Origin of the sequence: Acinetobacter sp. UNC436CL71CviS28 (assembly GCF_000620525.1) — a bacterium.
Classification (GTDB): domain Bacteria; phylum Pseudomonadota; class Gammaproteobacteria; order Pseudomonadales; family Moraxellaceae; genus Acinetobacter; species Acinetobacter radioresistens.
In genome coordinates, this window is sequence record NZ_JIBB01000004.1 from 1 (window position 1) to 26,285 (window position 26,285).

Annotated in this window: 21 protein-coding genes, 3 tRNA genes and 1 pseudogene; 11 read left to right on the forward strand and 14 right to left on the reverse strand. The window is 43.5% G+C overall.

From position 1 onward, the window contains the following. Window positions 1-166 (forward strand): annotated as a pseudogene (locus tag N518_RS17055) (IS4 family transposase); the annotation flags it as partial. Here N518_RS17055 and N518_RS16070 read toward each other — a convergent pair. Beyond that, a complete protein-coding gene (locus N518_RS16070; protein ID WP_228133326.1) occupies window positions 128-1,072 on the reverse strand; it encodes a GGDEF domain-containing protein in 945 nt (314 codons plus the stop codon). The pseudogene N518_RS17055 and the gene N518_RS16070 overlap by 39 nt on opposite strands. Before the next feature lie 136 nt (window positions 1,073-1,208). On the opposite strand from N518_RS16070, the gene pyrC reads away from it, so the two are divergent. The 6 genes from pyrC (at window position 1,209) to N518_RS0102900 (ending at window position 5,032) form a co-directional block, all read left to right on the forward strand. Then, window positions 1,209-2,243, forward strand: coding sequence for a dihydroorotase (gene pyrC, locus N518_RS0102875; RefSeq protein ID WP_005027176.1), 1,035 nt, complete (start codon window positions 1,209-1,211; stop codon window positions 2,241-2,243). Further along, a complete protein-coding gene (gene rnt / locus N518_RS0102880) occupies window positions 2,228-2,887 on the forward strand; it encodes a ribonuclease T (protein ID WP_026055442.1) in 660 nt (219 codons plus the stop codon). Before pyrC ends, rnt begins: the two co-directional genes overlap by 16 nt. 20 nt (window positions 2,888-2,907) lie before the next feature. After that, window positions 2,908-2,983 (forward strand) — tRNA-Glu (locus N518_RS0102885). 179 nt (window positions 2,984-3,162) lie between these two features. Then, a tRNA-Glu gene (locus N518_RS0102890) sits at window positions 3,163-3,238 on the forward strand. Window positions 3,239-3,336: 98 nt separating this feature from the next. Further along, window positions 3,337-4,755 (forward strand): amino acid permease, encoded by a 1,419-nt coding sequence (locus tag N518_RS0102895; protein WP_005027182.1) that lies wholly within the window; start codon window positions 3,337-3,339, stop codon window positions 4,753-4,755. A gap of 201 nt (window positions 4,756-4,956) precedes the next feature. Continuing rightward, a tRNA-Glu gene (locus N518_RS0102900) sits at window positions 4,957-5,032 on the forward strand. Between the two features lie 299 nt (window positions 5,033-5,331). Here N518_RS0102900 and N518_RS0102905 read toward each other — a convergent pair. From N518_RS0102905 to N518_RS0102930, 6 genes are all read right to left on the reverse strand, one after another. After that, entirely contained in the window at window positions 5,332-6,576 is a 1,245-nt protein-coding gene (locus tag N518_RS0102905; protein ID WP_005027184.1) for an NADH:flavin oxidoreductase/NADH oxidase family protein, read from the reverse strand. A 122-nt stretch (window positions 6,577-6,698) separates the two neighbouring features. Then, entirely contained in the window at window positions 6,699-8,294 is a 1,596-nt protein-coding gene (locus tag N518_RS0102910) for an ABC transporter ATP-binding protein (RefSeq protein ID WP_005027186.1), read from the reverse strand. Continuing rightward, window positions 8,269-9,282 carry an ABC transporter permease gene (locus N518_RS0102915; protein ID WP_017400826.1) on the reverse strand — a complete coding sequence of 338 codons (1,014 nt, stop codon included), beginning with the start codon at window positions 9,280-9,282 and terminating at the stop codon, window positions 8,269-8,271. Before N518_RS0102915 ends, N518_RS0102910 begins: the two co-directional genes overlap by 26 nt. Continuing rightward, the gene (locus tag N518_RS0102920; protein ID WP_005027190.1) at window positions 9,282-10,349 is read right to left on the reverse strand and encodes a microcin C ABC transporter permease YejB; all 1,068 of its coding nucleotides are present in this window, start codon (window positions 10,347-10,349) and stop codon (window positions 9,282-9,284) included. The genes N518_RS0102915 and N518_RS0102920 overlap by 1 nt, the downstream gene beginning before the upstream one ends. A gap of 37 nt (window positions 10,350-10,386) precedes the next feature. Further along, on the reverse strand, window positions 10,387-12,231 hold the full coding sequence (locus tag N518_RS0102925; protein WP_005027192.1) for an extracellular solute-binding protein: 1,845 nt from the start codon (window positions 12,229-12,231) through the stop codon (window positions 10,387-10,389). Between the two features lie 25 nt (window positions 12,232-12,256). Next, window positions 12,257-15,310 (reverse strand): lytic transglycosylase, encoded by a 3,054-nt coding sequence (locus tag N518_RS0102930; RefSeq protein ID WP_005027193.1) that lies wholly within the window; start codon window positions 15,308-15,310, stop codon window positions 12,257-12,259. A gap of 221 nt (window positions 15,311-15,531) precedes the next feature. On the opposite strand from N518_RS0102930, the gene dnaQ reads away from it, so the two are divergent. The 3 genes from dnaQ (at window position 15,532) to nudC (ending at window position 19,436) form a co-directional block, all read left to right on the forward strand. Beyond that, the gene (gene dnaQ / locus N518_RS0102935; protein WP_005027195.1) at window positions 15,532-16,899 is read left to right on the forward strand and encodes a DNA polymerase III subunit epsilon; all 1,368 of its coding nucleotides are present in this window, start codon (window positions 15,532-15,534) and stop codon (window positions 16,897-16,899) included. Window positions 16,900-17,033: 134 nt separating this feature from the next. Continuing rightward, a complete protein-coding gene (locus N518_RS0102940; RefSeq protein ID WP_005027196.1) occupies window positions 17,034-18,677 on the forward strand; it encodes a hypothetical protein in 1,644 nt (547 codons plus the stop codon). Next, entirely contained in the window at window positions 18,678-19,436 is a 759-nt protein-coding gene (nudC, locus tag N518_RS0102945; RefSeq protein ID WP_005027199.1) for an NAD(+) diphosphatase, read from the forward strand. It begins immediately after the preceding gene. Between the two features lie 10 nt (window positions 19,437-19,446). Here nudC and N518_RS0102950 read toward each other — a convergent pair whose 3' ends face one another. The 4 genes from N518_RS0102950 to N518_RS0102965 form a co-directional block, all read right to left on the reverse strand. After that, entirely contained in the window at window positions 19,447-20,319 is an 873-nt protein-coding gene (locus N518_RS0102950) for an alpha/beta hydrolase (RefSeq protein WP_005019162.1), read from the reverse strand. A gap of 5 nt (window positions 20,320-20,324) precedes the next feature. Continuing rightward, a complete protein-coding gene (locus tag N518_RS0102955; protein WP_005027202.1) occupies window positions 20,325-21,020 on the reverse strand; it encodes a BON domain-containing protein in 696 nt (231 codons plus the stop codon). Between the two features lie 81 nt (window positions 21,021-21,101). Continuing rightward, a complete protein-coding gene (locus tag N518_RS0102960; RefSeq protein ID WP_005027205.1) occupies window positions 21,102-21,506 on the reverse strand; it encodes a YraN family protein in 405 nt (134 codons plus the stop codon). Window positions 21,507-21,526: 20 nt separating this feature from the next. Then, window positions 21,527-22,477 carry a penicillin-binding protein activator gene (locus N518_RS0102965; protein ID WP_005027209.1) on the reverse strand — a complete coding sequence of 317 codons (951 nt, stop codon included), beginning with the start codon at window positions 22,475-22,477 and terminating at the stop codon, window positions 21,527-21,529. 12 nt (window positions 22,478-22,489) lie between these two features. Here N518_RS0102965 and rsmI point away from each other — a divergent pair, with 12 nt between their 5' ends. After that, a complete protein-coding gene (gene rsmI, locus N518_RS0102970) occupies window positions 22,490-23,332 on the forward strand; it encodes a 16S rRNA (cytidine(1402)-2'-O)-methyltransferase (RefSeq protein ID WP_005027211.1) in 843 nt (280 codons plus the stop codon). Window positions 23,333-23,406: 74 nt separating this feature from the next. Here rsmI and N518_RS0102975 read toward each other — a convergent pair whose 3' ends face one another. The 3 genes from N518_RS0102975 to ubiH all read right to left on the reverse strand — a co-directional run bounded on the left by N518_RS0102975 (window position 23,407) and on the right by ubiH (window position 26,261). Continuing rightward, window positions 23,407-23,667: a hypothetical protein gene (locus N518_RS0102975; RefSeq protein WP_005027214.1), complete on the reverse strand. Its 261-nt coding sequence runs from the start codon at window positions 23,665-23,667 to the stop codon at window positions 23,407-23,409. 147 nt (window positions 23,668-23,814) lie between these two features. Then, complete coding sequence (locus N518_RS0102980) at window positions 23,815-25,056, reverse strand: FAD-dependent monooxygenase (protein ID WP_005027216.1); 1,242 nt, start codon at window positions 25,054-25,056, stop codon at window positions 23,815-23,817. Further along, entirely contained in the window at window positions 25,053-26,261 is a 1,209-nt protein-coding gene (gene ubiH / locus N518_RS17060) for a 2-octaprenyl-6-methoxyphenyl hydroxylase (RefSeq protein ID WP_005027217.1), read from the reverse strand. The genes N518_RS0102980 and ubiH overlap by 4 nt, the downstream gene beginning before the upstream one ends. Window positions 26,262-26,285: the final 24 nt, after the last annotated feature.

The window sequence follows — 26,285 nt, forward strand, 5'->3', positions numbered from 1 at the left end:
AAAAATAAAGAAGCATGGACGACTCTCAATGAGTTTATTTCGCTATGGTTTAGACTATGTTCAAATGGCGATTCAGCGTTTAATTGGTTTTGGGAAAAAAGAAGAGTTTAAGGAAATTTTGGCAATTTTAAGAAGGCAGAACCCTGATAGGATAAGGGTTCTGTGAAATTTGTCGTGTACAGAGATAATTTTTAAAAAAATCCACATCGATAAACAGTAGAGATAAGGGCGTTCCTTCTTTACGTGACTGCCTATAAAAACTGTCCAGAGTCTCATCAAAATTACGGCGGTTAGAGATCTGGGTTAACTCGTCATGCTGGCTTAAATGTAAAAGTTCAGAAGCATGAATATACTGAATTTTTTCATTAAGCTGTGCAAGCTTGGTATTTAAAAACAGTATACGTTCCCGCTTGATCAGCATGGTACTTAAAGTAAAACCAAACAGACAGCTTCCCAACAGTACCCGGCTTAAAATGATCACTTCAAAAGAAATATGAAATACGAACAGTAAGTAAATAGATATAACCGCGGCCAGTGTCCCGACCAAAAGCATGTGGAGTGGCCGTACCCCACTGATCATAAACCCCAGCATATATATAAAACACAACACAATCGCTGACTGATACTTAAGTGCAGGGGTAGCAAAACTCATACTCAGCAGACAGCTTGAAATAATAGTCCAGAGCATTAAACCTAATGCAGCCTGATAAAAGTAAGGCTGAAGCAGTTTACTTCTAGCAAAGCCGTAAAGGGTCAACAGGCTTACTGCGCCATTAAGCATGGCAACAATACACAGCAGGAAATCTGCAGAGAAAAAACGCTGACCAGAGAGCCAGTAATCACCTGGCAACACTAAAGCCGTAAACAAAAGGTAAGCCCACACACCTGCAGCAAAAGATTGTGAGATATTGATCCGGGCCCGTTCAGTATTCTGCTGCCAGAACTCTTGTTCAAGTGCCTGTGGCAACGAACTACTGGTACGATGAGAATGCAGGGCGACCAGAGTTTCAATTTTTTCTTTTTGTTGCTGCAACGTTGTAAGGTAATATTTATATTCCATAACATCGTGCATAGTTTTTATAGTTCTATAAAAATAGCATACCCTTAGGGCAAATTACGAACTTTATTGTGCCTTTTATCCATAATTGCCGTTATCATTTTTAGAGTTTATCGATTATCATCTATTTTATTTTTCTTGCCTGAACACTTTGAATACGATTACTCTTCTCCAACCAGATGACTGGCATGTCCATTTACGTGACGGCCTAGTCCTTAAACGTACCGTGCCTGATCTGGCCAGACAGTTTTCCCGCGCCATTTGCATGCCCAATCTGGTTCCACCAGTAAAAACGGTTGATGAGGCTCTAGCCTATCGTGAACGGATTATGGCTCATGCGCCTGAAGGGGTAAATTTTGATCCGCGTATGGTTCTTTATTTTACTGACTACACTTCACCTGAAGAAGTTAAAAAAATTAAAGATTCAGAATATGTTAATGCCATCAAGCTTTATCCGGCTGGTGCAACTACCAATTCAGACAATGGTGTCAGCGATATCCGTAAAGTATATGCAGTCATAGAGCAGCTTGAAAAATATCAGGTGCCTTTACTGTTACATGGTGAAGTTACTCACAATCATGTAGACATTTTTGACCGCGAAAAGCGTTTTCTGGATGAAGTGCTTTCTCCTCTCTTGAAGCAGTTTCCAGCACTTAAAATTGTGCTTGAGCATATTACTACCAGTGAAGCAGCACATTTTGTTCTGGAACAGGACCGTAATGTTGCAGCTACCATTACTCCACAACACCTGTTATTTAACCGTAATGATATGCTGGTAGGCGGAATCAAGCCGCACTTTTACTGTTTACCAATTCTGAAACGTCAGACCCACCAGCAGACCCTGCTGGAAGTGGCAACTAGTGGTAACCCGAAATTCTTTCTTGGTACAGACAGTGCGCCCCATTCTAAAAATGCTAAAGAAAATGCATGTGGCTGTGCAGGCTGCTATAGTGCACCTACTGCTATTGAACTTTATGCACAGGCATTTGATCAGGTAGGACGTATTGAGCGGCTTGAAGGTTTTGCCAGCATGTTTGGTGCAGACTTCTATGGCTTACCACGTAATACTCAAACAATTACCTTGGTTAAAGAACCGCAGGTGATTCCAGCGAGCCTAGAATATCTAGAAAATGAACAGATTATTCCACTTTATGCCGGTCAAACCATTCAATGGAGAAAAGTGTGAAACAAGATTCACGACCTGTGATTGGTCAGCGTTTTCGTGGCTTTCTGCCAGTTGTGGTAGATGTGGAAACTGCGGGCTTTAATGCACAGACTGATGCGTTACTTGAAATTGCCTGTATTCCGATTATCTATGATGAGGAAGGAAAATTTATTCCGGGTCCTGCCTATCATGCACATATTAATCCGTTTGAAGGCGCTAATCTGGATCGCCGCTCGCTAGACTTCATTGGGGTTGACCCTTTTAATCCGATGCGTATGGCGATGGCAGAAGATGAAAAGACTGCATTGAAACGTATCTTCAAGTCTATTCATGATATCCGCCGTGAACAGCTGTGTACTCATGCCATACTGGTTGGCCACAATGCCCATTTTGACCTGGGTTTTTTACAGGCAGCTATTAACCGAAGTGGAACTAAAAACCAGAATCCATTTCATAGCTTTTCAGTGTTTGATACGGTCACGCTCAGTGCCTTAATGTTTGGCCAAACCGTGCTGGCTAAATCCTGTCTACAGGCGGGAATTGAGTTTGACGGGAAAGAAGCACATTCAGCATTATATGACACGCAGAAAACTGCCGAGCTGTTTTGCTATATTTTAAACAAACTCGCACCTCAACTGCTTGACACTCTGGTAGCGGATCAATAAGATACCGCTACCTTCTGAACGTCCCTATCGTCTAGAGGCCTAGGACATCGCCCTTTCACGGCGGTAACCGGGGTTCGAATCCCCGTAGGGACGCCATCTTTTATTTTATTCTGATCGCCTAATTAAACTCTCTGGCCTAGGCATAAGTATATCTGCCTATAACCCGAACATAGAAGTTAGTTGATTGATGTAAGGCTTTCATTTGGTTAAAAATAATACCAGCTGCCATTTGACACATCCTTAAAATCTCCCTATTATAAGCCCACCTCTGAAACGTCCCTATCGTCTAGAGGCCTAGGACATCGCCCTTTCACGGCGGTAACCGGGGTTCGAATCCCCGTAGGGACGCCAATTCTTCTGCTGTTATTTCTCCTGCTTTTTATTTCGATTGCACATTTACATTTTTTCTCTAAAATAGCCGGCTTCATTACTCTTTTCCGTTTAACTCTATGCCGTCATCTCCTTCTCCGAATGATGCGTTGCATCAGGGCAATTCTGCGCCATTAAAACGCGCTATGAGTACCCGACATCTGGTTATGCTTTCTCTGGGAGGCGCAATTGGTACTGGCCTGTTTTTAGGCTCGGGTGAAGTCATTGCACAAACGGGGCCGGTCGGCGCCATCCTTGCTTATGTGCTGGGTGGCCTTATTGCCTATATGGTGATGCTTTGCCTTGGCGAACTCGCTGTACATATGCCTGTTTCAGGCTCTTTTGGTGCCTATGCCAATAAGTTTATTGGTCCGGGAACAGGATATACCATTACCTGGTTATATTGGCTAACCTGGTCAGTAACCCTTGGTACCGAATTTACTGCTGCTGCACTTCTTATGCAGGAATGGTTTCCAGATAGCTCCATGTGGATGTGGACACTGGTTTTTGGTGCCTTCGTATTTACCTTAAATATGATTTCCACACGCTGGTTTGCCGAATCTGAATTTTGGCTTGCACTGGTGAAAGTAATCACTGTTGTCGCGTTTATTCTGTTTGGTTTACTGGCAATTTTCGGTGTAATTGGCTACCAAGGTTATGAGTCTACACCACTCTTTAGTAATCTGACCGCGCAAGGCTGGTTCCCTGAAGGCCTGTTTCCTATTTTCACTACCATGTTGATTGTGAACTTCGCTTTTTCTGGGACCGAATTGATTGGGGTAGCAGCAGGTGAAACCCAAGACCCCGCCAAAAATGTACCCAAAGCCATCAATGCAGCGATTTTCCGTTTATTGATTTTCTTTGTAGGAACAATCTTGGTGGTAACTGCACTTCTACCTCATCAGGAAGCAGGTTTAGCAGCCGAGGGTGTAAGCAGTAGCCCATTCGTTACGGTATTTCAGCACATTGGTATCCCTTATGCTGAAGATATTATCCGTTTTGTTATTATCACAGCATTGCTGTCAGCGGCCAACTCTGGTTTATTTGCTGCCTCACGTATGATGTGGTCATTGTCTTATAACAAGCAATTACCAGCAGTATTTTCAAAAGTAAATGCACGCGGCATTCCTTATGTTGCAGTAATCGTTACCATGATCGGCGGTATGCCGGGTCTGTTGTCTGAGCAGTTTGCCCCAGAAACTATTTTTACTAATCTGCTCGGAATCGCAGCCTTTACCATGGTAGTAGTCTGGATGAGTATCTGTCTCAGCATGTTTAACTTCCGCCGAGACTGGTATAAGCAGGGAAAAACTGCTAAAGATCTTGCGTTTGCTGCGCCGCTGTTTCCTATTGTTCCGATTCTAGGTTTTGTTTTCTGTCTGATTACCTGTATCAGTATGGTTTTTGATCCATCCATGCGAATCAGTTTCTTCGGATGCCTGTTGTTTATTGCAGCATGCTATACAAGTTATTATGTGTTTTACCATCCTAAGTCTTGATGCCGACCTAAAGCACTAAAGAGCGGCAAATACCGCTCTTTTTTATACAAAAGCATGAATCAGAATATCTTGCAGCAATTTCAAACAAATTATGGCATTTTGCTTTGTTTTTATACGAACGGTATATTTTTAAGGGAAAGATGCCAGAAAAGTGTTTGACACATCCGGGGATTCACCCTAATATACGCCCACCTCTGAAACGTCCCTATCGTCTAGAGGCCTAGGACATCGCCCTTTCACGGCGGTAACCGGGGTTCGAATCCCCGTAGGGACGCCATATTCAAGATGAAAGCACACTATAAAAAAGCCCAAGCATTATGACTTGGGCTTTTTTTATTCTTATTTTTAAATCTTGTTTTATTCTGATGCAGTGATGAGAGCTGCAATCAGAGCAAGTTTTTAACAGACAGAAGAAGTTCGATATTTTTACTTATTTCCTGCATCTATACTGAATCAATCAACCTGTTTATTTCATTACATACTGAGAATATAAAACAGGCCTGCCCTCAGGTTTGAAAGACCCTAAAGACAGGACTATTTACCACTAGATGCAACACATTCATCTATATACACAAACTAGGCCGATTTACGCGAATTAATCTGCCCCTTGACCACAGCAGTCAGGTTTCCCTTAAGGTATTTAAAAAATACTTTTAAGGGAGAAAGTTTTGGATTAGGTTTTTTACCCTCAGCAATTGCTTTAAACTGTGCCGCATACCAGATAATTTCCATAATTGCCATTTTATCAATCATCGGAATGCCAGTTTTAATTTTCTCTACACCATAACGAACGTCTTTCCCGGCAATCAAATGGTTAGTCAAGTCAGTTTCTACCGCAAATGGCCGTGCAATACCAATAAAATCACATGCCCCACTCTCCAGGGCATCATTCATACCTTTTACGGTTCTAAAACCGCCTGTTACCATGAGATAGCATTTGACTTCCTGACGGATCCTTTCAGCAAAATCAAGGAAATAAGCTTCACGGGCAATTGTACTGGCTTTACGTTGACCTTCCTTGACACCAGCCATAGCTGGTGCTTCATAACTTCCTCCTGAAATTTCAATCAGGTCAATACCAGCCGCATCAATTGCTTTGAATACATAGATAACATCTTCTTCGGTAATACCACCACGCTGAAAGTCTGCCGAGTTGAGTTTTACAGAAATAATAAAGTTCTCTGAAGTCCCTGCTCTTACGGCCTTGTAGATTTCCAGCAGGAAACGCATACGGTTTTCAATTGAACCGCCCCATTGGTCCTGACGTTTGTTGGTCAGTGGCGACAGGAATTGACTAATCAGATAACCATGCGCACCGTGTAGCTGTATACCCTCAAAGCCTGCTTTTTCACAGATTTTGGCAGCATGGGCAAAACGCTGGATAATATCCAGAATTTCTTCTTCACGCAGTTCACGCGGTGTACCAAAAGTAGTTGCCAGAACCGGACTAAATGGCACAGCTGAAGGTGCAACTGTTTCTTTGTTCAGGCCCTTAGGACACTGACGTCCCGGATGAGACAGCTGGACCAGTTGAACCATACCATATTCTTTGCCAATTTCTGCCCAGTGCTTGAGCTGTTCCAGATCACGTTCAGTCTCGATTGCTACTACACCTGGCTCATTTTTAGCGCCGATATCAACCATTACATTACCAGTAATGGCACAGCCCAGACCACCTTTAGCCCATGCCTCATATAAGCCATAATGCAGATGATTAGGTTGCCCTGCTGCGTTAGCCAGTGCTTCACTCATTGCGCCCTTAATAATTCTGTTTTTAAAGGTTGTATTACGAATTGTGATCGGTTCAGCAATCAAGCTCATGATATTTTTTCCAATTTACTGAATTAGAGTCCTTACTCTAGTTTAAACGCCTGTCTAGTCAAGGTTTACTCTATTACAATGCATGCCGCAGGAGTCACAGAAAAAGTTCCTGATGACGGTTTTTAATATTGACTTGCAGCTATCAATTGCCGGGTATACTCGGACTGAGGATTTGAAAATAGCTGTTCAGTATCCTGAAATTCGACCAGTTGCGCATGCCGTAGCACCATCACCTGCTGACATAAGGCACGGACTACCTGTAAATCATGACTGATAAACAGATAGCTTAACTGATATTCCTGTTGCAGATTTCGTAATAACTGTACAATTGCCCGCTGGGTGGTACGGTCCAATGCAGAAGTAGGCTCATCTAAAATAATAAGCTTGGGCTTAAGAATCAAAGCCCGTGCCAGTGCTACACGTTGCCGCTGTCCGCCAGAAAGTTCATGTGGATAGCGCTGTTTAAAATGTACAGGCAACTCTACCGTCTGTAGAATCTGGTCAATCTGCTCAGTTACAGCTAACGGCATATGATGTTTTAAATTCAGCCCTTCACCAATAATTTGCTCGACCGTCATACGAGGATTCAGGCTACTGAACGGATCCTGAAATACAATTTGGAAATCAGTGCGTAATAACCTTATTTTTTTCTCGGAAAGCAGGTTAAGGTCCTGCTCCATTAAAAAGATTTGGCCTTTACTCTCTATCAACCGGGCAATCGCTAAAGCCAGAGAAGTTTTACCAGAGCCACTTTCCCCAACAATTCCAATGGAGTCACCTTGTCTTAAGACCAGATTTAAAGGCTCAACTGCCACAAAATAATCTTTTACACGGTTAAGCAACCCTTGGCGAATAGGAAAACATACACTGACCTGTTCCAGTCTCAACAGTTCGGAGCCTGCGGAGGATGGCAATGCCTGACCAAAATTATGTGCCAATAAATGCCGGGTATATTCAGCCTTAGGCTGTTTAAAAATTTGTTCGGCACTCCCCTGTTCTTCAACTCTGCCTTGATTCATCACAACCACCTGCTGGGCACAGCGCTTAACTATATTAAGATCGTGACTAATTAGAATCATGGCCATATTTCGGCGATGTTGCAGGCTCTGTAGCAGTTTAAGAATTTGCGCCTGTAAAGTTACATCCAGAGCGGTAGTAGGTTCATCAGCGATAAGGATATCGGGATCTAAGGCTAACGCCATCGCAATCATTACCCGTTGTCGCTGGCCGCCGGAAAGCTCATGTGGATAACGGCGCAGTTTGTCTTCCGGATGAGTTATTCCGACATCATGGAGTAATTCTACTACTCTCTGCCGAACCTGATCTTTAGACCAGCCTTGTAAATACAGACTTTCTCCAATAATTTTTTCTACCCGATGCAGCGGGTTAAGTGCAGTCATGGGTTCTTGAAAAATCATGGCAATTTTATGGCCACGAATCTGGCGTTTTGCTGTTTCAGACAGATTTAAAAGATTCTGACTATCTAAAATAGCATTCCCCTGAACTTTAAGATTAGCAGGTAACAGTCCAAGCAAAGCCAAGCTGCTGATGGATTTTCCTGAACCACTCTCTCCGACAATAGCTAAGGTCTGTCCGGCATATAGATGGAAATTTAAATTTTCTACCAGAACTTCGCCCTGCTCATTTTGAATATGCAGCTGTTCAACCTGTAGCTTTAGCGCAGCTGACTGGTCACTGGCGTCTTGGGTCAAATGCATCGCGGGTTGCCTCCCCAATATAGATCAATAATGAAAGAACCAGTGCTAGACTAAAAAAACCAGATAAAGCCAGCCAGGGCGCATTAAGATTATTTTTCCCTTGCAGCAGAATTTCCCCTAATGATGCAGCATCAGGTGGTAAACTATAGCCCAAGAAATCCAGTGCAGTCAGGGAAGTAATATTGGCGGTAAGCATAAAAGGGAGCTGGGACAGACTGGAACTCATGGCATTGGGAAGAATATGCCGGAAGATAATGGCATGATCTTTTACTCCCAGCGCACGTGCAGCGCGCACATAATCGAAATTTCTTGCACGCAAAAACTCTGCCCGAACCAGACCAACCAGGGCTGGCCAGCCAAACAGTAACATAATCAGAAATAGCCAATAAACATTTGGAGTAAACATACTGACCAGAATCATGACCATAAACAGCATGGGCAGGCCACCCCATACCTCAAGTACACGCTGCCCGAGCAGATCAATCCACCCACCGTAATAGCCTTGTACTGCACCTATCACGATACCAATTAAGGCAGCAAAAAATGTCAGGGCAAAGCCGAACAGTAAAGAAATACGCAAACCATATAAAACACGTGCCAGTACATCTCTTCCCTGATCATCAGTACCTAACCAGTTTTGTGCTGTTGGTGGCGATGGCACAGGAACAGCCAGTTCAAGATTTGGCGTCTGATAAGAAAATTCAATTAAGGGCCAGATTGCCCAGCCTTTGGCGTTGATAAGCTGCTGTACCACCGGATCTTTATAGTCAGCTTCCGTTTCAAAAACTCCGCCAAAAGCTGTTTCCGGATATTCCTTCAGTACAGGCACATAATAAGAATTTTCATATTTCACCAGTAGCGGTTTATCATTGGCGATAAACTCTGCCGCAAGAGAACAAATAAAAATCAGAATAAAAATAATCAGGCAGCCCATACCAAGACGGTTATGGGTAAAACGTTGAAGGCGTGCCCGCATTAATGGAGACATTATTTTGCCCCCCGTGAATCAAAATTGATGCGTGGATCGATAATCTGATATAGCACATCACTGATGAGACGCAAAATCAAACCCAGCAGGGTAAATAAAAACAATGTGCCAAAAATAACTGGATAATCACGCTGTACTATGGCTTCAAAACCCATCAATCCCAGTCCATCCAGATTAAAAATTATCTCGATAAACAGGTTGCCTACAAAGAAAATCCCTATCAGAGCTTCAGGTAAACCGGCAATCACTATCAGCATTGCATTACGAAATACATGGCCGTATAGAACCCGGTTTTCACTTAATCCCTTGGCACGTGCAGCTAACACATACTGCTTGCTCAACTCTTCCATAAAAGAGTACTTTGTCAAGTAGGTTAGTCCAGCAAACCCGCCCAGAATCATGGTGAATAAAGGCAAGGCCATGTGCCAGAAATAATCTTTGATTTTTCCAAGCAGGCTGAGCTCCTGAAAATTTTCCGAGACTAGCCCCTGCAGCGGAAACCACTGAAAATAACTGCCGCCAGCGAAAAATACAATCAGTAAAACACCAAATACAAAGGTCGGTACAGCATAACCAACCGCCAGAAGTAATGAAGTAGACTTATCAAATAGCGTGCCGTGCTGTCTGGCCTTTTTAATCCCCAATGGAATAGACACCAGATAAATCAGTAAAGTACTCCATAACCCCAGAGAAACTGTAACCGGCATTTTCTCCCAGAGCAGCTGGGTAACGGGCTTATCTTTAAAAAAACTGATGCCGAAGTCCAGAGTGAGATATCCCTTGAGCATAATCCAGAAACGTTCAGGTGCCGATTTGTCAAAACCGTATTGTGCTTTGATTTTTTCCACCATTTCATCACTAAGGCCCCGTGCACCCTGATATTCAGATGAATGGCCAGCTGTTTCAGCATGGCTAGTGTTTCCCACTCCCTGGAAATTCTGGGCTTGCTGGATAGCCTGCTCTACCGGCCCTCCTGGTGCTAGCTGGATCATCATAAAGTTAATCAGCAGAATCAAGAATAGAGTTGGAATAATTAACAGAAGTCTTTTTAATATATATGTGCCCATAAAGACGCCATTCCCTGTGACTTCAATTGTTATAAGGTTATTGCCTGCGCAAATAACTGCTCACCTGCTGAGCCTGCTTGCTATCAATCCACCAGTAGTCTAAACCTACAGAAAGTTTTGGTTTCTGTTTTGGCTGATGATACATATTCCAGTATGCCAACCAATTTTCCCCCTTGCCATAAGTTGGAATCTGATAGTAGCCCGCACGCAGCAGACGGTCTAATACGCGGGTACGAATAACCAGCTGTTGACGGTCTGGTGCCCGGATGACACTATTAATTACTTGATCAATAACCGGGTTCTTGATACCGGCATAATTATAATTTCCTGCCTGATCAGCTGCAGCACTTCCCCATAACTGTGCCTGTTCATTACCAGGCGTCAGTGACTGCGGCATTACGCTGGTCGTCATGTCAAAATCATAACGGCGCATCCTTTCAAGATACTGAGGTACATCTACCTGACGTAGCGTCACTACAATACCGAGTTTTTTCAGATTACGTACAAAAGGCATTAAGGTACGCTGTAAACCGTCCTGATGAATGAGGAATTCGATTTCAACCGGCTGTCCTTTGGAATCATATAGTTTGCCATCATGAATTCGATAATCGGCCTTAATTAAAATCTGACGTGCAATCAACAGATTGTTACGATTAAATCCGCTGGCATCTGAAACCGGATACTTCCAGTTCTTGAGTACACCTTGACGCATTACAGTATGCAATTTGGGTAATAGCGGCTGAAGGATCTGCATTTCCTTAGGGCCGGGTGGTCCTTTTGCTTCAAGTTCACTATTGGCAAAATAACTTTGCAACCGCTGATACTGACCATAAAACAGGGCCTTATTCAGCCATTCATAGTCATACGCATAAGTTAAAGCGCGGCGGAACTGAATATCATTAAAGGGGCTACGACGTGTGTTAAACACAAAACTCTGGGTTGCCACCGGATTCTGATGCCGAAAGCGATAGGTCTTGACCATCCCAGCTTTTACTGCCGGAAAATTATACTCTGTCACCCATTTACGCGCTGTCATCTCTTCATGCAAAGTATATTGCCCTGACTTAAAACCTTCAAAAGCAATATCCAGATTTCGGTAATAAACATATTTTAACCGGTCAAAATTATAACGTCCCTTATTTACAGGTAAATTCTGCCCCCAGTAATGCGGATTTCGTTTATAGGTAACGCTACGCCCTGCATCAATCCGGTCAATCAGATAGGGGCCTGAACCAACAATAGGTTGCATAGTAATTCGAGTAAAATCCCGGTTTTTCCAGTCCTGCCTGGAATAGATGGGTAATGTTCCCAAAATTAGTGGCATCTCTGCATTATTATCTGACCTGAAAGTAAATTTGACCTGATACCTAGATAGAACTTCAGTTTTTTCCAGATCCGCCAGATACATCTGCAACCCCGGATTGGATTTGGTCTGATAAGCGTCAAAGCTGAACTTCACATCTTCAGCTGTGACAGGGAGACCATTACTAAAACGTGCTTTAGGATTCAGATAGAAAATAACAAATTTAGTATGTTCTGGATCATAGCTGGCTTTTTCTGCCAATAGCGGATAAAGCACTCCCGGCTCATCCAGAGAACTGCTCATCAGGGAATCAAACAGAAAATTAATCCCATCTACCGAGCTGCCTTTACCATTCATGCTATTTAAGTTATCAAAAGTACCATTACTGGCTGTACTTAATAATCCACCTTTAGGAGCTGCCGGATTAGCATATGGCATGGCATTCAGGCCGCTATACTTGGGCTGGGTGTGAAGCGCGATATAAGGCGTGGTTTGCAATGCAGCAAACCCGCCTTGAGCACATACACTTAATCCAGCCGCAAACCCCAGCTGCTTAGCTTTTGCAAAACTCCAGTGCATACCAGATCCTGTTCAGGTTTTTTTATTATAGATTTGGTACTTTAATCACTTCACCGATACGAAGCTGCGTACTTGGCTGAATATTATTCATTTCTGCCAGTTCGCTCGTATTCATACCATATTTGTTGGCCAGACCAATTAATGTATCCCCACGTTTTACCGTATATGAAGTTACTGTTTTTGGAATCAGCAAGTTCTGACCACGTAAAAGACCAGCACGTGACTCCAGATTATTTAACTCTGCCAGCTCTTTAACCGAAATACCGACACGGCTGGCAATGGTATTCAGAGACTCTCCATTTTTTACGGTATAACGCTCAGTATCACGATGACTGCCAGAAGAATTATTTTTACTGTTCTTTGCAGTTACTGTTTCTTTCTCTACAGGTGCAGGTGATACTGGCAGTTCTCCATCAAGCTTGATTTTCTGGCCGACACGCAAGCCTGAATTACGGTTAATTCCATTTAGGCCTGCCAGAAAATTAACCTGTAAATGATATTTTCCGGCAACTGATGTAAGAGTATCGCCCGGCTGAACAATATATTCATCCGGCATGCTTGCCCCAGCCGGAACTTTTAAAGTCTGGCCAATACGGACTCCACTACCGGTATTGATATTATTAAGCTGTGCCAGGTCGCTTACAGACACTTTAGATTGTGCTGCAATACTGGTGAGAGTATCGCCACGCTGTACCTTATAACTTTCAGTCTTATAATTCGTACTGACTTTGATATTGTCATTCAAAGTTGTTTTCTTATCTTCTTTAGTTTCGACTTTAGCAGAAACACTGGTCTCCTCTACAGGAACATTGATTCTCTGACCTACCAGCAGGCTGCTGGTTGAAGTCAGGCCAGGTGTTAAATCTGCCAATTCTTGATTAGATAATGCATAACGTTCAGCAATCATTTTCAGATATTCGCCACGTTTAACAGTGTAACTCTTGGTCTTGATCCGCTGTTCTGCGGTTACTCTGGTGTCAGCCACCTTAACAGGTTTTGCCACAGCTGCATTCGGATTATCTTTCAACTGAAGTTTCTGTCCTACAAACAGACCACTAGTTACAGAGAGATTATTCCAGTCGGCCAGTTGTTTCAATGAGAGACCAAACTGGTCAGCAACGCTGGTCAGACTATCATTGGCTTTGACCAGGTAAGTTTCCGGTTTGCTGGCTTTTACAGTTTTTTCTTCAACTTTTTGTGGAATGGCATCGTACAGGTATAAAGAAGTTCCTACATATAAGGTAGCACTTGGGTCAATCTGGTTCCATTTCGCCACATCACGCCAGCTTACCCCATTTTTCATGGCAATTACTGCAAGGGTATCACCTGGCTGAACCGTATAGGTACTGCGCTTGCCCTTTGGTGGTATAACTACAATTTCGCTGTCAGTCTTAATATAGTCTTTGCCCTTGTTGCGCTCTAACTCTTCCGAATTTGCCAGGGTATTTTCCGCCACGGCTTTTGGATAAGAGAATCCACGCTTAACCTCTTTACCCTGCTGTTCGGCTACTGAGAGACTAGTCTGGATAGCTGTCAGTTTAATCTTGCCATCATATGGATCTACAATTTCTGTACCTTGCGGAGCCAAGGCTTTTAGCTCAGCAACTACTTCATCTTTTTCAGCCTGGCTGGCTTGAGGCTGGAGTACCTCTTCAACTGACTTTTTCTCACCTTCAGCCTTAACCAGAGCCAGAATCTGGTCACGTTCAGTTTGTGAAATTGGTGGCTCTACACGTACCGGTGTAATATTTGCCGCTGGTGTCACTGCAACAGGTATACGCGGAGCACTTGGTATGTCTGCTTTTGCTGCAAATGAAGCCAGAGCATCCGAACCTTTAGGTGTTGAGACTTTAGCTGTAGTTGTTTTACTGCTATTACTTGCCAACACAGGTGCAGAGCTTAATGAAGATGAAGGAACTGTTGCAGAAGCAGCTGGAGTTACCCTGGTCTGGACTCTTACCGATGATGCGGGCTTAGAAGCTACTGGCGGCTGGTTGCTTGCCCATAGCCCTCCTGAACCTGAATTCAGGCTGCGCAGCTTTGTATCAATTGCCGGACTAAGATCAGCTGGAATCAGAATACGCATCGGGCTGGCCGGATCTACATATTCACCGCGATGGCCGGGATTCAAGGCATAAAGTTCGGCACGGCTTAGGCCAGTAATAGAAGAAACCTGATTTAACCCGACTCCGCCATTTAAATTAACTTCGCGGAAGTGTGGACGGTTAGCAATTGGCGGTAAAGATACCCCATATGCTGACGGGTTTTTAATAATCTGTGCTACTGCCAAGAAACGTGGAACATAATTCATGGTTTCCTGTGGCAGTTTAAGCGACCAGTAATCAGTAGGTAAGCCTGCAGCACGGTTACGGTTAATGGCCTGCTGGATGCGACCCGGCCCGGCATTATAGGCAGCCAGTGCCAATTCCCAGGAACCGAACTGATTATACAGGCTGCCTAAGAACTCATAGGCTGCACGAGTCGATTCAACCACATCTCGACGGCCATCATATAGTGAAGTCTGCTTCAGACCATAAATTTTACCGGTGCTTGGAATAAACTGCCATAAACCTGCTGCTGCTGCACTACTGGTCGCTGCCGGGTCATAGGAGCTTTCAATGACTGGTAATAGGGCCAATTCAGTTGGCAGACCACGACGCTCGGCTTCTTTTACGGTATGGTACAAATAGCGGCTGGCACGTGCACTTAGACGGTCAAGATAAGGCTGACGTGAAATAAACCAGCTACGCTGTGCCTCAATACGTGAGTCCCAGTGATTTAAATCCATCTTGAAGCCTACAGTCATCCGCTTCCACACATCACCGTGCTTGAGAATCAGCAGACGATCGCCTTCGACAGCGCGCATATCAGTCGCAGAAAGCAGATCTTCAAGTGAATCCAGACTGCTGGCATCTAAAAGACCGGACCCAACCTGGTTTGATTTTATTGTTTTTGAATTCGCGGGAGTTGATGAACAGCCTGTCGTCATCCCGAGTGCTGCAATAGCAGAGCCAAGTAGAGTAATTTTAAACAAGATTGACGCAGAAGGCTGCCACACTGCTGTGGTTGGTTTATACATAAAAAATTCCAAACAACTCGCACAAAGTTTATTTTTTAAATAAGCCATTGTAGTGATGACTGCCAATGACACAAGGCAATAATTTAGCGCGATTCCACCTGAAATGTTACAAGAAATTAAAATTTCCCTTTAACAGCAGGTCGTCTTCCAGTTTTTGTGTATACAATAGAAGTCTCAGGTATGTATTTTCCCCTTGTATTTTTTTGACAGGTTTCTGATTTATGTCTCAAACAATCACACTCTATGTAGATGGTGCTTGCCGCGGTAATCCCGGCTTAGGTGGATGGGGTGCATATATCATTACCGAGCAGGAAGAACATAAAATCTGTGGCGGTGAACCCCTTACTACCAATAACCGTATGGAATTGACTGCTGCAATTGAAGGCATTTCATTCTGCCCAAAAGATGCCAAGCTTGTCATTTGGACAGACTCTAACTATGTCAAAAAGGGTATTACCGAATGGATTCAAGGCTGGAAAAAGAAAAACTGGAAAGACGTCAAAAATCCTGACTTATGGCAAAAACTGGATGCAACCTGCCAAGGACGCGAAATCGAATGGAATTGGATTAAGGGACATGCTGGCCATGCAGGCAATGAAATGGCAGACCAGCTGGCAAATTTAGGTGCAGATCAAATCATGCAAGGCATCAGTACCCCGGTTCAGGCACAGCTCAATAGTGAGCATACATCAGAAAAAAAGTCTGAAAGCGACTGGTTACTGGATGATCCGTTAGGCTTCGATTTACTTGAATCAGAACCGGAGCATATAGAAGAGTCGACTCTGTTATTGCCAGATCAGGTTGAATTAATGGATGATGAATTAGCTACTGAAATAGAGACGGCTGAGTCAAGCCATCCATATGTAGTCACTACTGAAGCGACCTTGGAGCTACATGGTCCGCGCCAGCTGATTCTTGATACGGAGACTACTGGTTTTTATTTCCAGGATGGAGACCGGATTATTGAAGTCGGTGCCATTGAAATGGTAAATCGTAAACTTACCGGCAGCTCAATCCATATTTATATCAATCCGGAAAAACCGGTGGGTGACTCAGTAGACATTCACGGTATTACTGATGAATTCTTGCAGGATAAGCCACGTTATGCGGAAATTGCAGAGGTTCTTTTTAATTATTTAAAAGGTGCCGAGATTATTGCCCATAATGCCAGCTTCGATATGAACTTCCTTGATATGGAGTTCAAACGCGCAGGATTCCCTGCATTATCTGAAGTGTGTGAAGTAACTGATACCCTGGCACTAGCTAAAAGCAAGCATCCCGGACAGAAGAACTCGCTGGATGCTCTGGTTCGCCGTTATGAAATTCCAGCACGAGACCGTACTTTTCACGGTGCTTTGCTCGATGCCGAGATCTTGTCCGATGTATATCTGGCCATGACAGGTGGACAAGTATCCTTTGATATGGATGCCCTGTCTCAAAGCGAAATAAGTCAGTCACAGGCTTCACGACAAGTAATCAATGTTGATTTGCCCGTAATTATGCCTTCACCCGAAGAGCTTGCGGCTCATGAAGAGTGGGTTCAACACTATCAGGAAAAGAATGGCGAACCCTGTTTATTTGCCCGATAAAAAAAACCACATAAAGTGTTATTTTTTGTATATAAACCTTTTCTAGTTAAGTTATATTAATCTCTAGAAGTAAGGCGGTTATTTATACCAGTCCTTACATGAACAGATATAACACTAGGAAAGGTGCAGATCACATGTCTTACCAAACCTCGATTCATTTTGATCCAACTGCATTACTGATAATAAAAAATGAAATCGACAACTCTATAAAACTGGTTGAATCCGCTGTAAGCACCTTGGCAGAGGATCAGAGTTTACCTTTTGGTATTGAGGATACCCTAGCGCAGTTTCAGCAATGCGCACATGTACTTGCACTGATTGATATACCACATCTGGCCCAGATTGCAGCTTACTCTGCAGAACTGATGCGCAAGATTATGAGCGATCCACAACATATTGATCATGACCAGGTGGTGGCGCTCAGTGAGGGTACAACCATGCTCAAACGCTATGTTGAGTTTATTTGCCTGCGTGAAGTCAAAGTTCCCCAATTTCTACTGGATACATTGAATCAACTTGAAAAAGCACTGGATAAGCCTCTAACCCGTGAAGGTCAGCCACTGGTTCCACTGCTCGACTTTATGTCACCTGAGTTTAAACTGCCTGCTGCGCCACATCTGGAACAATCCAGCTATGTACACCAGCTTTATAAAATGTGTTTGAACAGAATATTAAAACAGCAGGAAACCGAGCTCGATTTACAAGGCATTAAACTGGTAGGAGCATATCTGGCATTTCTAGCCAATAACCAGCCTAGTCAACAGTACTGGAATCTGGTGTATATGGCCTTTAACCAGATAGAAAAACTGATTTTAAATGAACCGCGCCTGCGCACCTTAATCCGTATTGAAACCAGTATTGATAAGTTTTTAACACAACCAGACAGCTTTAGCCCATCAATTGAAGATCTGGCTGACATAGTGGTACTGTGTATTAGTCAAGAAGATACACTGTCGCAACATGTCCGTGAACAGCTCAATATTGGTGATGAAATCTTGACTGATACTCAGCTTCAGGTACTGAGCCGTCATCTGTTCGGACCGGACTATGAAACCATTCATGCAATTACTGATCTGATCACCACCCAGATGGCCCAGATTCGTCATGATATTGAATACAATTATCAGAATATGTCGCCAGAAAAAAGTCAGGATATTCAGCAGAACCTGCTGATGCTGGCCAATATTTTCAAACTGCTGAACCTGAATGAAGCTTATATAGAGTTAACGCAGCAGGCTCGGGCTTTAAGTCAGCCGAACGTTCTGACAGATGAAAACTATGCCCAACAGCTCATGAACAGTATTTTATCGGCAATGAACTCTATTGGAATACTGGAACGCCACCACACCTCCAGCCGCCTGCAAATTCGTGTAAATAACATGAGTATCTCTCTGGACAGGCTTGATGAAGCTCATGAAATGCTTTTAACCGAGACCAAATCACTCATCGATTTGGCCAGCCAGAGCCTTACCCTTTATCTGCAAGACCCGAACACCTTAAACATTGAAGGGGTATGTAACCAGTTTAAGGAAATTTCTGGTGCCGTTTTATTCTTGGGAATGGAAAAATGTCAACAGGCTTTACTTGAAGGGGCGCGGTTTCTGGAACATTCAAACAAACATGCGCTGGTTATTGAAGCCCAGCATATTGAAGATCTGCTCAATATTCTGGCGAGCGCCGATATGCTGATTGAAAATTTAAAAAACAAACAGCCTGTTTTAGCCTCGATGTTTAATGTAGCATTAGCAAGTAGTCAAAAACTTGTTGCCGCTGCCTAAATGTCTGAACTATCACTTGCTTACATCTTTCATGAACAACAGTTGTTAGTTGATGAAAACTTCCAGCTTCCTGAGGTCGAGAAGCTGGAAGATGATCTTGATTTTATTCCGGGCGATCAGATCATTGCCCGTGATCTTCTTGATATAGACGCTATTCCTGAAGGTCTGCATCTGGTTCCGATCCGGCAATTGATCAGTTTATGGAGCCGTATGCAGTTTGAACAGGCCAGCCGTGCTGTGCAGCTATTAGAATGGCGTCGTAATCATAAATTTTGTAGCCACTGTGGACATGAAACAGAGGTCCATCCTCTCGAATACGCCATGATCTGCCCTACTTGCCGTTATCGGCAATATCCACGTGTACAACCTTGCGTGATTACAATTATTACTCGCGGCGAAGATGAAATTCTGCTGGCGCAGTCTGTACGCAATAAAGGCAAAATGTACGGATTGATTGCTGGTTTTGTCGAGGTAGGTGAAACGCTAGAAGATGCAGTACGTCGTGAAACTTTAGAAGAGGTAGGCCTGCACCTGAAGAACATCCGGTATCTGGCCAGCCAGCCTTGGCCATTTCCCAGCAATCTGATGCTGGCTTTTCATGCTGAATATGAGTCGGGTGACATCAAGCTTCAGGAAGAAGAAATCAGTGATGCCCGTTTTTTCAAATTTGATGAGTTACCAGAAATTCCGTTCAAAGGCAGTATTGCCCATTCCATGATTATGCACGTACTTCATGGAACGCCAATTATTGAATATTAAAAAAGGCCAGTTAACTGGCCTTGAGTGCTTCATCAAGAAATTTAAGTATGCTTTGCTTGGTTTGAAAGTGCCAACTGAACAGACTCGATAAGCTCCCTAAAACTGTAATATGTCCAGTTTTAGGGATCATCACGATCTGGCTATAATTGCCACACTGCCGTAATTGCTGGTCCAAGTCATCACTATTACTTTTTTTAACGATCTGATCATTCTCAGCTACAACCAGACAGTGCCGGATCGGGTTATGGTCAACAAAGTAATAAGGCATGACCTCATGATAAGGAATGGTTTGATCAAACGCATCCTGAGCAATTGGATCACCCTTATAATCAAAATGATAAGGGCCGGCGATTCCAATTACTGCCTTGATTTTTGAACGGCATTCCAAGGTATAGGGTGTAGGATGATAGATTGCCGACATTACATTAAATGCGCCTGCAGAGTGTCCCATCAGAATCAGCTGTTCAGTTGAAATATGCAAGTCCTGCTGATGCTGGTCCAGATAGTTTAATGCTAGGGTCAGATCATCAATATAGCTCGGAAAAATATGCTGGGGGGCCAGATGATAGTTTAAAACTACTACATCATAGCCTTCGCGTGTAAATGCTTCGCCGATAAACACATAATCCTTTTTATCTCCATGCTGCCAAGCTCCTCCATGTACAAAGACAATTAGCGGACGTTGAGGCAGTGGATGTTTAGTACGATAAATATCAAGAAGCTGTCTAGCTTTTGTGCCATATGCTATATCTTGGTTCAATTCAAAAGACTGTCTAGGCGTCAGATGATTGAGCATATAACTAGCCGCGTCATACAGGCGAAACTCCTGATAACGAAGCTTCGCCTGTGTAGTTAAACGCTGTAAATTTTGAAGAATCTGCATAAGATTTACTGAATAGAGACCGGTTCAGGCTGATCAGGATCAATGGCAACAGGAGTTTCGACTTCCGGTGCTGCATAGTTGTTTGCTACTGGACTTGCGAGAGAAGAACTGGCAACTGGGCCTGAACCCTGCTCGACATTATCAATCAGGGTAACGATTTTGGTAATATTGCCTACCTGCTGTAAAACCTGATTAAGATCATTTATTTCAGCATTATTCAGACGACCCATTACATAAAGTACGCCATCTTCTGTATGCACCAGTACTTTGCTGTCAGAGACCATTTTGGCCTTCATAATCAGTCCGCGCGTATTTGCGGTAACGGCTGCGTCCTGCATGATAGTGTTATAACCGACTTTATCACCCACTGTAATATAGTTATGCACGGTTTTGACATCAGACATGGCCCGTACATTGTCCTCTGCTAGCTGTTTCAGATAAACATCAGGTACTTGTCCTGTAAGCAGGACATTGCCATGAAAGCTTTCGACATTAATACGTGACTGTTTAAAGCGGGGATCAAGTTTATAAAGATTAATATTGGCAGTACGTTCAATTGAAGAATCAATAAAAACTTGTCCCAATGAACGCACACCACTATCAGTACCAACAGGAGTAGCACCAGTACCATTTGAAATAAAGCTTGCGCATCCAGATAAGCTTGCCACACATAGCAAAGCCAAAGTGAAACGATTAAACACTCAGCAAGACTCCCTAATTTTTAGATCTGATCTTTATTGACAGGTTCATTTTCCCAGACTGTATGACAGAGTAAAGAACTCTCAATCTAAAGTAAATGCATTTTCAATCCACTCAAGATCATACGGTAGCTTATAAAAGTCTTGCTGTACCTTTTTTGCAATTTGTGTAGAGAAGTTAAAGCAAATCACGTCAAAACGGCAGTAATAATTTTCATAAACAGGATGTTGGCTTATAAAAGACATTGCCGTCTGAATAATCTTTTTTTGTTTACTTCTGGAAATGACTTCTTGGGCACGTCCATAACCTGTCATACTACGGGCTTTGACTTCAACAAATATTAGTTCCTGGTTCCGGCATACAATCAGATCTATTTCTCCGTACCGGGAATGATAATTCTGATTCAAAAATACAAAGCCCTGCTGCTCTAGAAATATCTTGGCCTGCTGCTCAGCCCACTGCCCTAACTGTTTAGTAAAAGTAACCATTTTTATAATAATCAAAGATTTTATAATGCTATTCGCTGCAACTTACCCTGCACCTGCTGATAACATTGTGGAGTGCGCTTTATCTGCCGGGTCTCTACATGGATCTGTCCTGTTCGTCCTTCAAAACTGAAGTCACCTATGGGAATATTTTTGGGCTGCTGTAAGTAATGCTCTGCCAAAGTCCATGCATCTCCACCAAAAGCCAGTAGACGCTGATAAGCCATGTTAACCGGCTGCTGCTGATAAGCTATGATCATTTCTGGCCATTTTGCTTCATAAAGTGCCGGAGCATCACAGAATTTCAAGCCCTCCGGAATTTTTGCTCCCTCTTCAATCGCAATCGCATGGGCATAAATACCTGTTTTTGGTAATTTAACCATGCTATTGAGCCAGTCAGTCTTACCCAGCAGTAAAAGTGCCTGCTGTTTCGGCAGTTTTTTAGGCAAAACTTCAATGATCTGAACCGGATAATCCAGTTGTGACATCAGTGCAATTAAAAAGATTTCACTATCTGCTTCTATGCCCGGTTCTCTTAAAACTGACACCTGACGGATATTGTCACGAAGCATAAGCGCGGCCATAGTAGCTGCATCTGCATTTTTAGACAGGCTAAACTGTAATACCTTATTGTGATGCTGCCCAATTTCATTTAAAGCCAGTACCTGTACTTTTGGATTAAGCCTGACGGCCTCTTCTACTTTTTCACGGCTCAATGGCCCTACAACTAGCCGAGTCTTGGGTTTTATATGTTTGGCGAACAGGCTTTTCATGTTTTGTCCGTATGAGTTTACAAATTTAAGCTGTTCTTGACTGCCAGATGCTTCATAAGCACTCATAAACCCCTGCTTCACACTGGAGGCAGCTCGCGCGAGCGGGCCGGTTTCAGGTAGAATAACCAGAACTTCTGCCTGCACTGTCTGCATGAAGCTGAACAAACTGATCAACAGCAAAACTTTTTTATTATTAATCATGGAACCACCCTTATGAGTGCTCAATTATTTGTAGTGGCAACGCCGATTGGGCACCTGGATGATATGACCTATCGAGCAATTGATGTTCTTAAATCTGTAGCTCTGATCGCAGCAGAAGATACACGACAGTCTGCCCAATTATTAAAACATTATAATATAACCACGCCTCTTACTGCATGTCATGATCATAATGAAAATAATAAAATTGATTATTTAATTGAAAAATTACAATCAGGTGAAAATATGGCGCTGATCAGTGATGCAGGTACTCCCCTGATCAGTGACCCTGGCTTTAAACTGGTACGTGCTGCTCAAGAAAAAGGTATTCGAGTGATACCGGTGCCTGGCGCCTGTGCTGCAATTGCAGCCTTAAGTGCAGTTGGCCTGCCTAGTGACCGTTTCAGTTTTGAAGGTTTCTTGCCCTCCAAGTCTTCACAGCGTCTGGTGCAGCTGGAAAAACTGAAAGATGAAACGCAAACTTTAATTTTTTATGAAGCACCTCACCGTATTTTGGACAGCATCCAGGATATGGCAAAGGTATTTGGATCAGAGCGTCCGGTCGGTTTTGCACGGGAAATTACCAAAACTTTTGAAACCATCAAAAAAATGACCCTAGGTGAACTGGTCACTTTTATTGAAGCAGACCATCATCAGCAAAAGGGTGAAATTGTCGTTGTGATAGGAGGCTCTATCCAGCAAAAAGATATTGATCAAGAGAAACTCGACCAGCTTCTGAGCCGCCTGCTTCAGGATTTATCAGTTAAAGCTGCTTCTCAACTTGCTGCGGACTTGACTGGTATTAAAAAGAAAGTGGCTTACCAGCGCGCCTTGGAATTGCAGTCTCAAACCGGATAGGTTATTGAAATTAATGTCCTAACTAAAAAAGCATCACGAATGATGCTTTTTTAGATTAACTCTGTTCAATGCGATTAGCTGCGTACACCTTCATCAGGCGGGACTTCAATAATTTTCCCACCACTTGCCAAAAAGCGTGCTATTTCATCTTCCAAAGCTTGACGTTTCTTCTGCTTTGCAGTGACGGTCAGAGTTTCAGCTTCCGCCAGATCTGTGTCGTTAAGAACCGCTTCTTCGTCAACTGCACCTTTCTCAGCTGCTTTTGCTTCATCTTCATCGACTGCTACATCTTCTACATCATCATAATCATTCATATCTGTTTTCTCACTCCCCATAAATGCCTATATTCCATGGTGAACCGTGGTAATTTAGATTGGAATTTAGCAATCTCTAACGAATTCGCAAAGAGCTAAAAGCAGAAAAAACGTATCTTTTTTAATCAAATTCGTAATCAATTATAAAAGAAATGCACGAAAGTGTTTTTATTCGCCAGTTTTACAATAACGTGTATCTTTTAAGTGAATCAGGCCACTGGCTTGCGACATAAAAAGATCTTTAAGTAATGGCTGCTGATTAACCTGCTTTTTCCCCAGATTTCGTGCCCAGATCACTGGAAACAGCTCTCGGGTTTCAAGCCAGCCCAATACTGACATACCATGCATCATAGCTGCATTCTGTCCTTTACGGCGATGCTCATAACGTAGCAATGTCTGCTCATGTGCCCATACTCCCCGTTTAGCATCATGTAATAATGCATCACAAAGTATGGCAGCATCCAGACAACCAATATTTACTCCCTGACCGGCCAACGGATGGATTACGTGAGCAGCATCTCCTATCAATGCCAGTCCTTTTTTTACATAGCGCTGAGCGGAGCGCGCTTTTAAAGGAAAGCTGGCCCTTGAACGCACTACTTGAACTTCTCCCAGCATATGCTGACTTTCTTTAGTTAAAAGCCGGGCAAATTCTTCATCACTTAGAGCCGAATATTCATCGGCATAATCTTCTGGCAAAGTCCATACAATTGATTGCCAGTAGCCATATACTTCGGGCTGTATACTGGCCATAGGCAGATAAGCCAGCGGGCCAGTGGGCAAAAAGATCTGGCGTGCTACGTGCTGATGTGGCTGGGCGGTTTTAATGGCACAGCTAACCGCTGATTGTTTGTAGTCCAGCACGTCCAGATCGATCATAGCCTGTTCACGTACAAATGACTGGGCACCGTCTGCCCCGATCAGTAACCGGGTATATATTGCTGAACCATCAGCAAGCTGTAGATGCCAGCAATTTATACCCTGTTCAATGTGAGTGACTTTAATTTGGGTACGATAATCCTGTACATTTTCCAGCAATTTTTTCTGAATCGCAAGATTGAGTATACTTGGCTCGACCATTGAGCCAAGCCACTGATCTTCTGGCGGAAAGGACTGTGATTCATGACCAAAAGCTATTTCGCCATAGCCATTTTTATTCCAGACCTGCATACCGGTATAGGGCATATGTCTGGCGATTTCTTTCCACACGCCTACTGTTTTTAAAAGATGAACGGTCGCTTGGCTCAGTGCCAATACCCTGGGATTTACTACAGGCAATATCTGCGCTTCTGCCAAGACCGGTGCCGCATCCAGTACAGTAGGCTGAACTCCACCTTGCGCCAATAATAATGCTGTTAGACCACCAACCAGACCACCACCGACAATAACCACATCTAGAATTTCACTCATGCTTTTAGCCCCATTGCATAATTGGCTACTAGAGGTTTTATTCCCGGGACTATATCAAAAGCAATCAGACCGGTATTGCGTAGCAGTTTCAGAACCGGATTCTGATTACTAAAACCTCGTACTACCGAATCACAAAACTTGATGACCCGTTGCTGGTCGGTCAGGCGGGCCTGTTCATAAGCTTTTAGAACTTCTGGCTCACCCAGATCATCAGATACTGTCAGATGACTGCCGAGAAAACGCAACAAGACATCCGCATCACGCAGGCACAGATTAAAGCCTTGACCGGCCACAGGATGGAGTGTATGTGCAGCATTGCCCATCAAAACTACCCGGCCAACTGCCTGTTTATGGGCCAGAACCTGTGACAATGGATAACTGAAGCGTTTTCCGGTCTTTTCAAATTTCCCTGCCCGGTCACCATAAGTCTGTTGTAAGGCATTTAAAAAATGCTGATCATTTTCTTCACCCAGCCACTCATGTTCAGTCCCCTTTTTGACTGGCCAGACCACAGAACGTCGATACTCACCCGGAAGTGGCAAGAGCGCCAACGGTCCTAAAGGACTAAAACGCTCAAAACCAACCTGACGGTGCGGTTTGGATGTCTGTACCGCGGTGACAATTGCCACCTGGTCATAATCATGCACATCTACACCAACACCCAAGGCCTGTCGGCAAAAAGAATCGCGGCCATCAGCAGCAATCACCAGTTTTGAAGTAAGTTGCAGTTCTTGACCTTCTCGTTCTGCCTCAATGTAGACCTGTTCTGTATCTTGAGTTAATGCCTTAACCTGTACTCCATCAATTAATTCTATCCAAGGTTGCTGGCGCACTTGAGTTAGAAGTACTCGTCCAAGCCAGGCATTCTCAATCACCTGTCCAAAGCTCTCAACATTTTCCTGCTCAGCTTTCAGACGAGCCTTACCAAAACTTCCCTGTTCTGTAATATGAACTTCCAGAATAGGTGTAGCATGCTGTTGAAGAGCCTCCCACAGCCCTAACTTCTGGTAAATCTGTACACTCCGGCGTGAAAGTGCCGTATTACGTGCATCAAAACTTGAGTGATAGGGAACACTTTCTGTATCGGTGTAGTCAGGGTAGCGAATAGCTTCGAGCAACTTGACTCCGATTTTGGCTTTAGCCAACATTAAAGCAAGACTTAAGCCGACCATCCCCCCACCAACAATAATCACTTGTTGCTGCATAACAGTTTCCTTATTTCTGGCAGA